Origin of the sequence: Gallalistipes aquisgranensis, assembly GCF_014982715.1 — a bacterium.
In the GTDB taxonomy this organism is placed as follows: Bacteria; Bacteroidota; Bacteroidia; order Bacteroidales; family Rikenellaceae; genus Gallalistipes; species Gallalistipes aquisgranensis.
Genome location: NZ_JADCJY010000001.1, coordinates 2,286,718 through 2,299,005, shown reverse-complemented (window position 1 = coordinate 2,299,005; position 12,288 = coordinate 2,286,718). Strand labels below are relative to the sequence as shown.

Genomic DNA, 12,288 nt, shown 5'->3' with positions numbered 1-12,288 from the left:
GACTCCTTCCGTCCCGGCTTGTTCGTTACTTATACAGCGGTCCGAAGTTTTTAGCGGCTCTGAAGTCGGCGGCTTCGGGGTCGTGCGTGCCGAAGGCGTTCCAGGCGGAGGGTCTGAAGACCAGTTCGTCGGGGACGTTGTGCATGCAGACGGGTATCCGGAGCATGGATGCGAGGGTTATCAGATCGGCACCGATGTGTCCGTAGGTGATGGCCCCGTGGTTGGCCCCCCAGTTGTTCATCACGTCGTAGACGCTCTTGAAAGCTCCCTTGCCCGTCAGTCGGGGTGCGAAGTAGGTCGTGGGCCACGAGGGATCGGTGCGTTTGTCGATGTGCTCGAAGATTGCGCAATCGACGTTCACGGTCCAACCTTCGGCGATTTGCAGCACCGGACCCTGGCCTTTTATCAGGTTCAGACGGCACATCGTGACCGGCATGTCGCCACGCGTGAGGAACTTCGACGAGAAACCGCCGCCGCGCATGTATTCGCGGCCGGCCGGGTGCCAGGTCGTCGCTTCGAGGCACCGTTCGGCATCCTGTTCGGTGATCTCCCAGAAGGGTTTCATCACGGGGTTACCCTCGGCGTCGGACATCGCGCCCGAAGCGTCCAGCGTGCTGCTTCCCGAGTTGATCAGATGGATGATGCCGTTCGCGGCTTTGCCCGCCAGTTTCTTGCCCGTGGCGCGCTCTACGGCCTCGGGGCTCCAATAGGAGCGGACGTCGGAGAAAAGTTGTGCCTGATTGGTCAGCAGGTGCATGAAGAGCATCGAAACGCCGTTCAGCGTGTCGTTCTCGGTAGCGAAGGTATAGGCTTCGCGGATGCCGTTCCAGTCGAACGACGTGTTGAGAATGGCTTCCGAGAAGTCGCCGTCGGGGCGGAAGTCGGTCCACTGGCGCTGGCCCTGGAAACCGCCGGCGATGGCGTTGTGTCCGGCGGCCTCCTCTTCGAAGCCCATTTCGGCGAGTTTCGGATTGCCGACCATCAGGTCGCGGAAGATCATCGTCATCTTGACCACATACTCCCACACCTCGTCTTTCTTTTCGCGCGAATAGCGGAGGTGTTCCGGGTTGAGGTCCTCACCTTCGTGCGTCTTGCAGTGCTTTTCGACCCAGGCCATAGCTCGTTTGAACTCCTCTTTGTCATAGATGCCCAGTTCGATGCGGCGTGCGATTTCCGAGCAATCGACGGCTTCGTTGCGCATACCCAGATATTCCTGGAAGAAATCGGGGTCGGGCATCGAACCGGCGATGCCCATCGACACGGAGCCGATAGATAGGTAGGATTTGCCGCGCATCTCCATGACGGCGACGGCCGCACGGCCGAAGCGGAGCAACTTCTCCTCTACGTCGGGGGTGATACTGTTGTCGTCCAACTCCTGCACTTCGGAGCCGTAGATGCCGAATGCGGGCAGCCCCTTCTGGTTGTGCCCGGCCAGTGCCGAGGCGAGGTAGACGGCTCCCGGACGCTGGGTTTTGTTGAAGCCCCAGATGGCTTTGGGCATCAGCGGGTCCATGTCGATGGTTTCGGAACCGTAGCACCAGCAGGGGGTCACCGAGAGGACGGCCCCGACGTTGTTGTCACGGAATTTGTCGGTCGCGGCGGCCGCTTCGGCCACGCCGCCGATCGTCGTGTCGGCGATGACACATTCGACGGGTGCTCCGTCGGCATAGCGCAGCTTCTCGGCATAGAGTTTTGCAACGCTTTGGGCCATACCCATCGTCATCTCTTCAAGGGATTCGCGGATACCGCCCCGGCGCCCGTCGATGATCGGGCGGATTCCGATTTTCGGTTTGTTGTTCATGGCAGTTATTGTTTCGAAGTGTTTTTACCGAGTTTGGTCAGGATGAAGCCGACCAGGAAGATCACCGTGGTTCCGAACACGATGGTCAGATAGGTGTGGAACGGACTGTGGAAGCGGTAGAAGGGCGAGCCCTCGTTGATCAGGGGGCTGAGGCTCATCCAGGCGATCACGATCAGCCCGCAGATCACGGCGGCTACCACATGGCTGCGACGGGTCTTGTGGCACACCAGTCCCAGCAGGAAGAGCCCCAGCATGCCGCCGCTGAAGATCGAGGAGAGCTTCCACCAGGCGTCCAGCACGCCGTCCACCTTCATCATCAGCAGCCCGACGATCACGCCCAGCGCCCCCACGATGAAGGAGGTCGAGTAGAGCACCTTCATGCTCTGCCGGTCCGACACCTCCTTTTTGGAGAGCTGCTTCACGAAGTCCGTCAGCACCACCGTGGCCGAGGAGTTGATGCTCGTGGCGATGGTGCTCATGCCGGCGGCGAAGATCGAGGCGATCACCAGTCCCGTCACGCCCGTGGGCAGCCCGTGCACGATGAAGTGGGGGAAGACCCCGTCGCCGGGCGTGCCGGCCGGCAGCAGCTCGGGCCGTGCCGTGTAGTAGGCGAACAGCGCCGTCCCGATGTAGACGAACACCAGCGACACGGGGATGTAGAGCAGCCCCCCGAAGAGGGTGGACTTCACGGCCGCCGCCGTCGATTTGGTGGTCATGTAGCGCTGTACGTAGTTTTGGTCGATGCCGTAGTTCTGCATGTTGATGAACAGTCCGTAGACGAGCACCACCCAGAAGGTGGGTTCGGCGAGGCTGCTGCCGAAGCTCCCGAGGCTGAACTTACCGTGCTCGGAGGCGATCTGGAAGAGCTGTCCGGGCCCCTCGGGCATCGAGAAGGTGAGGATCAGGGCGCAGGCCACGGCCCCGGCGATCAGGATGATCCCCTGGATGGCGTCGGTCCACACCACGGCGGCGATACCGCCCAGCAGAGTGTAGAGCAGCGTCACCACGCCCGTCCACACGATGATCGAGGTGATGTCCCAGCCGAACATGTTGTGGATCGGCAGGGCCAGCAGCAGCAGGATCGACCCCGTGCGGGCCAGCTGCGTGAGCAGGTAGCAGACGGCCACGTAGCAGCGGGCCCAGTAGCCGAACTTCACCTCCAGGTAGTGGTAGGCCGACACGGAGTTCATGCCCCGGTACAGGGGGATGAAGACCTTGGCCGCCAGCCACGTGGCGATCGGGATCGAGAGGCTGAACACGAAGGGGTTCCAGTTGCCCTTGTAGGCGTCGCCCGGAAGACCCAGGAAGCTGATGCTGCTGACGAACGTGGCGAAGATCGACATGCCCACGATCCAGGTGGGCAGCGAGCCCTCGGCCGCCGTGAACGAGGCGGAGCCCTTGCGGCTCTTGAAGTAGAAGGAGCAGCCGAACAGGGCCACGCCCCCCACGAAAAGGAAGAATACGATGTAGTCTAATGCGGTGATGTCCATAGATAACGGGTTAGAGGTTCGGTTGAAAAAGGGTGCCGGAGCGCCGGGACGAAGGCCGTCCGGTCTCCGCCGGGGGAAGTCCCCCGGCCGCTCCGGAGGGCGGAGCTACTTCACGGTCTTCACCCCCAGGCGTTCGAGGGCGGCCCGCACCTTCTCCCGCTCCGCCTCGCGGAAGCGCTGGTAGGGGTAGCACAGGTAGTCGTCGCACAGCCCCATCAGCGAAAGGGCGCACTTGACTCCCTTCAGGTAGCTGGAGCCGTACCGGCCGACGCAGTAGATCGTGGTGCTGATGTCCATCACCCGCCGCTGGAGCGTACGGATCGTCTCCGTGTCGTGGGCCAGCGCCGCCTCGTACAGTTTCACGTAGAGCTCCGGGAACATGTTGGCCCCGCCGTTCACGCCCCCCGCGGCTCCCATCATCACGCACTCGGCCGTCAACTCCTCCGGTCCCACGAGCAGGTCGAAGTCGGACCCCTCGCCCAGGATGTGCATCAGCGTCTGGAAGTAGACCATGTTGGCCGAGCTGTCCTTCAGCCCCACGATGTTCGGATGGGCCGAGAGCACCTTCACCGTGGCCGGCTCGATCATCACCTTCACGTGCGAGGGCATGTTGTACAGGTAGAGCGGCAGGGGAAGACGGTCGGCCAGCGCCGTGTAGTATTCGATCAGCTCCTGCTGCGAGGGCGCGAAGTAGTAGGGAGGGGCCGAGACCACCGCTGCCGCCCCGCAGTCGGCCGCCTTGCGGGCCAGCCGCAGGCTCTCCTCCAGCGAGGTGTCCGTGATGCCCACCAGCACCGGAACGCGGCCGGCCACCTGCGTGCAGACCAGGTCCGTCAGCTCGTAGCGCAGCGGATAGCTCAGGCTCTGGGCCTCGCCCGTGGTGCCCAGGATGAAGATGCCGTGAACGCCGCCGGCGATCATGTGCTCCACCAGCCGGCGGGCTCCCTCCGCGTCGAGCGTGTTGTTGTCTTTCATGGGGGTGATCATCGGGGGAACGATGCCCCGTACGATCGGTTTGCGTGTTGTCATGTCTGGTTAGTTTTCTGTTTATATCGTTTTAACATAATTCGCATCCGGAACCCCTCCCGCCCTGCGGCGGTGAAGGCTCCATTTTAGCACGGTCTCAGCGGACGTTGTTCTTCAGCAGGTAGAAGTGCCCGTCCTCGGCCCCCAGCAGCAGGTCGGGAACCCCGTTCCCGTCCCAGTCCACCGGCGTGGGGCAGGTGGTGTGGCCCGCCAGCCGCACGTCGGAGACGTTCCCCCGCCAGCGCAGCTCCACGATGCCGTCCTTTTCGCCCAGATTCTCGAACCACTCCGCATTCCGGCTGCTCACGATGATGTCCAGGTCGCCGTCACCGTCCCAGTCCGTTATGCATATCTTGCGGCGGCCGGATGCGCCCGCCTCCGCCGAGTTGAGACGCAGGGGACCCCCCGCCGTGTCCGTCACCTCCGAACGGTTGTTGTAGGACGAGTTCTCCCCGCACCGGAAGATGCGGCGCCCCGGCTTGAGCAGCAGCTCCCCGTTCCCGGCCCGGAACCGCTCCCAGAAGCAGAGGTATCCCTCGTGGTCCAGCAGGATCAGGTCGGTCAGCCCGTCCCGGTTCCAGTCCACGGCCACGGGCGTGGTCCGCCACTGTGTCACCAGCGTCCCCGGCTCCGGGTCCCACCAGTTCCACGCCGGCTTGGGCGCCCGGCCCTCCCAGGCAACCTTCACGGGCTGTGCGGGGGCCAGCTCCAGCCCCTTGCCGATGTTGCGGAACCACTCTATCCGGCCCCAGATCGAGTTCACGATCAGGTCCGCACGTCCGTCGCCGTCCCAGTCGGCCACCGTCAGCACCGTATAGCCCCATTTGCGTTCGGCAGGTCCCTGGATCGAACCGTTCTCCCCCGCCATGATGCGGATCGGCCGGCCCCCCACGGTGAACGGCTGCGGCGCGTCCCACACGGGATGCTCCCCGCCCGACAGGTTCCGGATCAGCGCGATGTTCCCCGCCGAGTTCCCCGTCACGATATCCTGTTTCCCGTCCCCGTCCCAGTCATAGGCGCAGGGCGTGGAGAGCGCGCCGAACTTCACCGCGTCGGCCTTCTGGCGGAGGTATACGGGCGATTCGAACTGGGGCATCCCTCCCTTCACCCGGCCCGTGTTGCGCACCCACGCCACCCGGCCGTCCTCGTCGCCCACCAGCAGGTCCATTTTCCCGTCGCGGTCCAGGTCGCACATCACCGGAACGATCATCTCCACATGGAAACGGATGTCGCCTTCGCCGTTCGCCAGCTGGCGGCCCGCCTCAAAGCGGGGCTTGTTCCGCGTACCGACGTTCTCGAACCACGTGAGACCGTCCACGAACTCCCCGCAGATGATATCCAGGTCGCCGTCGCCGTCCCAGTCCCACACGTTCGGGTTCGGCGCCCCGTAGGTGTCGATCTCGCGGCCGCCGGCCTCGATCCGTCCCCGGTTCACATACCTCCCCTCCACGTTCTCCAGCAGGTGGACGTAGCCGTGCAGCGGGCCCCGGGTCCACTCGCCCTTCCCGTTGAAGGCGTTGTCCCAGCCGTAGTCGTCCCACGTGTCTATCCCCGCCACGATGTCCTGGTCGCCGTCACCGTCCCAGTCCACGTAGCTCCACATCTTGCTCCGCGACTTCTTGAACCCTTCGTCCATCACAGGACCCTCGTAGGGAATCGGTCGCTTGTTCTTGAAGAAATCCCTGAAAAATCCGTCGTATTCGAACCCGTGCATCAGCACGCGCGGCTTCCCGTCCACCATCGACAGCTTGATGTTGTTCGCCGCACGGCCCGTCAGCTTCTTCGCCCGGTCGAAAAACGGCCGTTCCAAACTCCCGATGTTCCGGAACAGGTAAACCCCCTTGTACGGAGTGTCCGGACACGATATCACCAGGTCCGTCAGCCCGTCACCGTCCCAGTCCAGAGGCATCGGTATCCCCCAAAGGCCTACCCCGAGGTCTACCTCCAGTCCCCCATTATTATATCTCACACGGTAGGGGTCCGTACTGGGACGGGGTTCTTTTTTCTTTTTCGCCGGGGCCTGCGTCTCTGTGGCCTGGTCCGGAGCCTTCGCCTGCGAGGCGTCGGCAGGTGCGGCGCAGAACAGCGCCATCAGCGGGAACATCGCTCGCACAAGGTTCTTTCGTTCGGTTATTCTGTTCATATTCAGGTAAAATAAAACGTTTTAGCAATTCGGGACGAAAACAGGGTCATAGGACACCGGCCGTTTCCGCGGCGCTCTGCCTGTGGCGGGAGGAGTCGCCCTCCACCAGCTCGGGATTCAGCGTGACGGCGGCCACCCGGCTCCTGTCCCTCTCCTCGATGCTCCTGATGAGCAGCTCCACCGCTTCGTGACCGAACTGGTCGATGGGCTGTTTGATGTAGGTCAGCGTCGTGTAGTAGAGTTCGAAGGCCTCGCTGCCGTCGAATCCCACCACGGCGATGTCGCGCGGTACGACCGTCCCGAAGCCGGCCAGGGCCTTGAGACCCTCGACGGCCAGCGTATTGGTGGCGAAGATCACCGCTTCGGCCGCGGGTTCGTGCAGGGTCATCTCCCGGATGACTTCTCGGATCTGCTCCGGGATACGCTGGAACTTGACCCTGTGGGTGCGGACGAACTCTCCCAGCCCGTGGCGCTCCATCGTGGAGATGTAGCCCTCTTCCCGTTCGCGGGTGTTGGAGAGCCGCATGTCGTAGGAGACCATTTCGATCCGGCGGTACCCCTGTCCGATCAGGTGTTCGACGGCCAGCGACGTGGCCTTGCGGTTGTTGAGCACCACGTGGCTGATGTCCGAATCGGGGATGTACCGGTCGAGCAGGACCACGGGAAGCGACGTTCCGGCCACTCTGCGCACCACCTCTTCCGAACCGTGGCACGGCACGATGATGAGCCCGTCCACCCCCTTGTTGACCAGCACGTCGATCAGGTTCTCCAGCTTGGCCGCGTTCTCGTCCGAACTGCCGAAGATCACCGTGTAGTTATATTTGTAGGCGTTGTCCTCGATCCGGCGGGCGATGTCGGCGAAGAAGGGGTTGGAGATGTCGGAGACGATCACCCCGATCGTGCGCGACCGTCCGCTGCGCAGGCTGCGTGCCGCGCTGTTGGGCTGGTAGTTGAGTTCGCGGGCGGCCTCCTGTATGCGGCGGGTCATCTCCTCGCTCACCCGGTAGCGCTTGCCCTTGTTGTTCATCACGAACGACACCAGCGAGGTGGAAACCCCAACGGCTTCGGCTATGTCTTTGATGGTTACGCGGCGTGTCTGCATCGGAAAAATATTTGGAAAATAATTTTGTTTTATCAGCTAAATCGTTATACATTTGCAAATGTATGCTAAAACGTTATAATTCCAAAATAAATTTCGAAAAAAATAACCTGAAAAATTTTAAATAATGAAGGATCAGTTTGTTATAGGTCTCGATTACGGCAGCGATTCGGTGCGCTGCGTGGTCGTAAATGCTAAAAACGGTGCTGAAACAGGCTCCGCCGTCTGCTATTATCCCCGCTGGAAGGCGGGAAAGTACTGCGATCCGGCCCGCAACCGCTACCGCCAGCACCCGCTCGACTACATCGAGTCGCTGGAACGGGTCGTGCGGGAGGCCCTGGCTGCCTGCGGGCCCGGCGTGGCGGAGCGCGTGTGCGGCATTTCGTTCGATACCACCTGCTCCACGCCCGTGCTGACCGACCGGGCCGGGACGCCGCTGGCCCTGCTTCCCCGCCACGCCGAGAACCCGAATGCCATGTTCGTGCTCTGGAAGGACCACACGGCCATCGCCGAGTCGGAGGAGATCAACGACCTGGCCCGGCGATGGGAGATCGACTACACCCGTTACGAGGGAGGGATCTACTCCTGCGAGTGGGTGTGGTCGAAGGTGCTCCACTGCCTGCGTGAAGACCCGTCGCTGCGGGAGGACGCCTGGGCGTGGATCGAACACTGCGACTGGATGCCCGCCCTGCTGACCGGCAACACGGAGCCCGGGCGGGTCGTCCGCAGCCGCTGCGCGGCCGGGCACAAGGCCATGTGGCACGCCTCGTGGGGCGGACTTCCCTCCGGGGAGTTCCTCGAGGCGCTCGATCCCCTGCTGGCGGGCTTCCGAGAAAGGCTCTACACGGAGACCTGCACCGGCGACACCCGCGTGGGCGGGCTCACGTCCGAGTGGGCGGCCCGGCTGGGGCTGCCCGAGGGCATTGCTGTGGGCGTGGGGGCCATCGACTGCCACGTGGGGGCCGTCGGGGCCGGTATCACGCCCAACGTGCTGGTCAAGGCGATGGGGACTTCCACCTGCGACATTCTGATGACGCCCGTGGAGAAGATCGGCAGCCGGGTGATCCGGGGCATCTGCGGCCAGGTGGACGGTTCGGTCCTGCCCGGGTACGAGGGGCTCGAAGCCGGGCAGTCGGCCTTCGGCGACATCTATGCCTGGTTCCGCGAGTTGATGAGCTGGCCGTTGCGCCACGTCGCGCATGCCGACCCGGCGCTGGAGGAGAGGATTCTGGACGAACTGACCCGCCAGGCGGAACGCATCGACCCGGAGGAGTCGCTGCCCCTGGCGCTCGACTGGATGAACGGACGCCGCACGCCCGATGCCAACCCCCGTGTGCAGGGAGCTCTGACGGGGCTGACCCTCTCGACCTCGGCTCCGGCCATTTTCCGGGCGCTGGTCGAGGCCACGGCCTTCGGTTCGCGGGCCATCAACGAACGGATGACGGACGAGGGCGTGGAGATCGCGGGGATCATCGCGCTGGGCGGCATCGCCCGCAAGTCGCCTTTCGTGATGCAGGTGATGGCCGACGTGATCGGTCTGCCGATCCGCGTGGCCCGTACCTCGCAGACCTGCGCCGCCGGCGCGGCCATGTTCGCGGCGGTGGCGGCCGGCCTCTATCCTTCGGTGGAGGAGGCCCAGCGGGCGATGGGTGCCGGATTCGATGCGGAGTATGTGCCCGATCCGGCCCGGCACGCCCGTTACGACCGGGTGTATGAAAGGTACCGGGCGCTGGGCGCGTTCATCGACGGATTTTAACGGCGTCCCCGGAACGATCTCTTTTTACGGTCCCGACCCTGCCGCAGTGTGCTGCACAGGGTCGGGATTCGTTTTTTTCGGCATTTGCCGGGTGCTCCGGCCGTTAAAAAAACGGAAGAATCGTTATATTTGCAACCTGTGAACGATCAAGACCGAAAGAGAAGATGACAAAGAGATTGAAACCCGCCACCCTCTGCGTGCAGGGGGGGTGGAATCCGAAGCGGGGCGAATCCCGCGTGGTGCCGATCTGCCAGAGCACCACGTTCAAATACGAAACCAGCGAGCAGATGGCCCGCCTGTTCGACCTGGAGGACGCCGGGTATTTCTACACCCGTCTCCAGAATCCCACCTGCGACGCGGTGGCGGCCAAGATCGCCGCGCTCGAAGGGGGTGTGGCGGGTATGCTCACCTCTTCGGGGCAGGCGGCTTCGTTTTTCGCCGTGCTCAACCTCTGCTCGGCGGGCGACCACCTGGTGAGCTCGGCCACCATCTACGGCGGAACCTACAATCTCTTCGCCGTGACCATGAAGAAGATGGGCGTCGAGGTGACCTTCGTCGACCAGGACGCTTCGGAGGGGGAGATCGGCCGGGCCTTCCGTCCCAATACGAAGGCGCTGTTCGGGGAGACGATCTCCAACCCCGGCGTGGAGGTGCTCGACATCGAGAAGTTCGCCCGCATCGCCCACGGCCACGGGGTGCCCCTCATCGTGGACAACACCTTCGCCACGCCGGTCAACTGCCGCCCCTTCGAGTGGGGGGCCGACATCGTGACCCATTCCACCACCAAGTACATGGACGGCCACGCCACCTCGGTGGGCGGTGCGATCGTCGACAGCGGCAACTTCGACTGGGAGGCCCACGCCGACCGGTTCCCCGGTCTCACGCAGCCCGATCCCTCCTATCACGGGCTCACCTACACGAAGGCGTTCGGCCGCAACGCCTACATCACCAAGGCCGTCGTGCAGCTGATGCGCGACCTGGGCTCCTCGCCCGCCCCGATGAACGCCTTCCTGCTCAACCTCGGGCTGGAGACCCTCCACCTGCGTGTGCAGCGCCATTGCCAGAACGCCCTGCGGGTGGCCGAATACCTCTCCGGGAACGACAAGGTGGCCTGGGTCAGCTATCCCGGTCTGCCGGGGGACAGGTATCACGCCCTGGCCCGCAAGTACCTGCCCGACGGCAGCTGCGGCGTGATCGCCTTCGGTCTCCGGGGCGGACGCGACGAGGCGATCCGGTTCATGGACAGCCTGAAGCTGGCCGCCATCGTCACCCACGTGGCCGATGCCCGCACCTCGGTGCTCCATCCGGCCAGCCACACCCACCGCCAGCTCTCGGACGAACAGCTCCGCGAGGCGGGCGTGGCCCCCGACCTGATCCGCCTGTCGGTGGGCATCGAGGACGTGGAGGACATTCTGGACGACATCCGTCAGGCCCTCGGAGAGTAAACGGACGGCAATGGAAGAGCGGAAAAGCGCGGTGACGGGAGCGGACCCCGCCCCCGGAGGGGCGGAGGCCCCGCTGTGCGGCACTCCGGACGGTGCCGGGCGGAGCGGATGCGGGGAGGTCTCCATACGCGACCTCTCCAATTTCCTGCTCGATTTCTCCACCACGCTGATGACGGCCGGGGTGCACACCTCGCGCGTGGTGCGCAACGTCACGCGGATCGCCGCCTCGTTCGGTTACGAGGTGGAGATGACCGTTTTCCAGAAACATATCACCATGAGCGTCCTGCACGGGTCGGACGACACCATCCGCCGCACCTCCGTGCGCAAGATCGAGCCCGGTCCCTTCAACTTCAACACCATTTCGCAGCTGAGCTCCCTGAGCTGGGCCGCCCACGACCGTCACCTGCCCCTGCCGGAGCTGCGCCGCCGCTACGAGGCCGTCGTCGCCGAACCGCGCCTCTCGCGCTGGTGGGTGCTGCTGCTCGTTTCGCTGGCCAACGCCGCCTTCTGCCGCCTGTTCGGAGGCGATCCCGCGGCGATGGGACTGGTGTTCGCCGCCACGCTGGCCGGCTTTTTCGTGCGGCAGGAGACCACGCGCCGGGGCATGAACCACATGGCCGTCTTCTTTCTCTGCTCCTTCATCGCCTCGATGATCGCGGCCCTCGGCATCTGGTACGGGTTGGGCGATACGCCCCAGATCGCGCTGGGTACCAGCGTCCTCTTCCTCATTCCGGGCGTTCCGCTCATCAACGCCATCATCGACACGCTGGAGGGACACGTGCTGGTCGGCTTCTCGCGGGCCGTGAACGCCTGCATCCTGATTATCTGCATCGCGCTGGGCCTCTCGGCCACGCTGCTCATCGTGGGGGTCGGCATCCTATGAACGGGGAGTGGATCATACAGGTGCTGGGCGACGGCTTCTTCGCCGCCGTGGCCGCCGTGGGCTTCGCGGTGATCTCCAACCCGCCCCGCCGCACCGTTCTCGTCTCGGCCCTGCTGGCCGCCGTGGGTCATGCCCTGCGCTACTACCTGCTGCACTACACGCCGCTGGAGATCACCGTCTCCTCGCTCGCGGCCGCCTTCGTGATCGGCCTGTTCGGCATGCTCTTCGCCAAACTGATGCACTGCCCGGCCGAGGTCTTCACCTTCCCCTCGCTGCTGCCCATGATCCCGGGCATGTATGCCTACAAGACCGTGCTCGCCCTCATGCAGTTCATGGCCGGGGACGCCGCCGCGGAGCAGGGGGCCCTGATCGTGGAGGTCTTCCGCAACGGACTGACCACGATGTTCGTGATGTTCGCGCTGGTGGTGGGCGCCTCCCTGCCGCTGTTCATCTTCCACCGGCAGTCCTTCATGATGACCCGTCTGCTCAGTCCCGGCGACCGGACGCGGCGCCGGTGACCCGTTTTTTGTGCCGGACCCTCGCCCCGAAAGGAAAAATTCGTATCTTTACCCGGGCATCCGCAGCCGTGTGGAACCCTTCCGGTGCGCGGCGTCCGGGACCGCCGAGGTGTTTTCGAACGTATGG

Annotated in this window: 9 protein-coding genes; 4 read left to right on the top strand and 5 right to left on the bottom strand. The window is 64.1% G+C overall.

Annotation, left to right across the window (positions count from 1 at the left end):
• Positions 1 to 25 precede the first annotated feature (25 nt).
• From INF32_RS09295 to INF32_RS09275, 5 genes are all read right to left on the bottom strand, one after another.
• Positions 26 to 1,801 carry an L-fucose isomerase gene (locus INF32_RS09295; protein WP_226388059.1) on the bottom strand — a complete coding sequence of 592 codons (1,776 nt, stop codon included), beginning with the start codon at positions 1,799 to 1,801 and terminating at the stop codon, positions 26 to 28.
• 5 nt (positions 1,802 to 1,806) lie between these two features.
• Positions 1,807 to 3,291, bottom strand: a complete 1,485-nt coding sequence (locus tag INF32_RS09290) for a sodium:solute symporter (RefSeq protein ID WP_226388058.1) — start codon at positions 3,289 to 3,291, stop codon at positions 1,807 to 1,809.
• A gap of 105 nt (positions 3,292 to 3,396) precedes the next feature.
• Positions 3,397 to 4,320, bottom strand: a complete 924-nt coding sequence (locus INF32_RS09285; RefSeq protein ID WP_226388057.1) for a dihydrodipicolinate synthase family protein — start codon at positions 4,318 to 4,320, stop codon at positions 3,397 to 3,399.
• Positions 4,321 to 4,414: 94 nt separating this feature from the next.
• Positions 4,415 to 6,460, bottom strand: coding sequence for an FG-GAP repeat domain-containing protein (locus tag INF32_RS09280; RefSeq protein WP_226388056.1), 2,046 nt, complete (start codon positions 6,458 to 6,460; stop codon positions 4,415 to 4,417).
• Positions 6,461 to 6,506: 46 nt separating this feature from the next.
• A complete protein-coding gene (locus INF32_RS09275) occupies positions 6,507 to 7,562 on the bottom strand; it encodes a LacI family DNA-binding transcriptional regulator (RefSeq protein WP_226388055.1) in 1,056 nt (351 codons plus the stop codon).
• Between the two features lie 124 nt (positions 7,563 to 7,686).
• On the opposite strand from INF32_RS09275, the gene INF32_RS09270 reads away from it, so the two are divergent.
• The 4 genes from INF32_RS09270 (at position 7,687) to INF32_RS09255 (ending at position 12,161) form a co-directional block, all read left to right on the top strand.
• Positions 7,687 to 9,315: a ribulokinase gene (locus INF32_RS09270; RefSeq protein WP_226388054.1), complete on the top strand. Its 1,629-nt coding sequence runs from the start codon at positions 7,687 to 7,689 to the stop codon at positions 9,313 to 9,315.
• Positions 9,316 to 9,479: 164 nt separating this feature from the next.
• Complete coding sequence (locus tag INF32_RS09265) at positions 9,480 to 10,760, top strand: O-acetylhomoserine aminocarboxypropyltransferase/cysteine synthase family protein (protein ID WP_226388053.1); 1,281 nt, start codon at positions 9,480 to 9,482, stop codon at positions 10,758 to 10,760.
• A gap of 10 nt (positions 10,761 to 10,770) precedes the next feature.
• Positions 10,771 to 11,643: a threonine/serine exporter family protein gene (locus INF32_RS09260; protein WP_226388052.1), complete on the top strand. Its 873-nt coding sequence runs from the start codon at positions 10,771 to 10,773 to the stop codon at positions 11,641 to 11,643.
• Complete coding sequence (locus INF32_RS09255) at positions 11,640 to 12,161, top strand: threonine/serine exporter family protein (RefSeq protein WP_226388051.1); 522 nt, start codon at positions 11,640 to 11,642, stop codon at positions 12,159 to 12,161. Before INF32_RS09260 ends, INF32_RS09255 begins: the two co-directional genes overlap by 4 nt.
• Positions 12,162 to 12,288 lie beyond the last annotated feature (127 nt).

What these genes read in the sequence shown, in the direction of transcription:
- INF32_RS09295 (WP_226388059.1), bottom strand. Translation starts at nt 1,801, where the DNA reads ATGAACAACAAACCGAAAATCGGAATCCGCCCGATCATCGACGGGCGC.
- INF32_RS09290 (WP_226388058.1), bottom strand. Translation starts at nt 3,291, where the DNA reads ATGGACATCACCGCATTAGACTACATCGTATTCTTCCTTTTCGTGGGG.
- INF32_RS09285 (WP_226388057.1), bottom strand. Translation starts at nt 4,320, where the DNA reads ATGACAACACGCAAACCGATCGTACGGGGCATCGTTCCCCCGATGATC.
- INF32_RS09280 (WP_226388056.1), bottom strand. Translation starts at nt 6,460, where the DNA reads ATGAACAGAATAACCGAACGAAAGAACCTTGTGCGAGCGATGTTCCCG.
- INF32_RS09275 (WP_226388055.1), bottom strand. Translation starts at nt 7,562, where the DNA reads ATGCAGACACGCCGCGTAACCATCAAAGACATAGCCGAAGCCGTTGGG.
- INF32_RS09270 (WP_226388054.1), top strand. Translation starts at nt 7,687, where the DNA reads ATGAAGGATCAGTTTGTTATAGGTCTCGATTACGGCAGCGATTCGGTG.
- INF32_RS09265 (WP_226388053.1), top strand. Translation starts at nt 9,480, where the DNA reads ATGACAAAGAGATTGAAACCCGCCACCCTCTGCGTGCAGGGGGGGTGG.
- INF32_RS09260 (WP_226388052.1), top strand. Translation starts at nt 10,771, where the DNA reads ATGGAAGAGCGGAAAAGCGCGGTGACGGGAGCGGACCCCGCCCCCGGA.
- INF32_RS09255 (WP_226388051.1), top strand. Translation starts at nt 11,640, where the DNA reads ATGAACGGGGAGTGGATCATACAGGTGCTGGGCGACGGCTTCTTCGCC.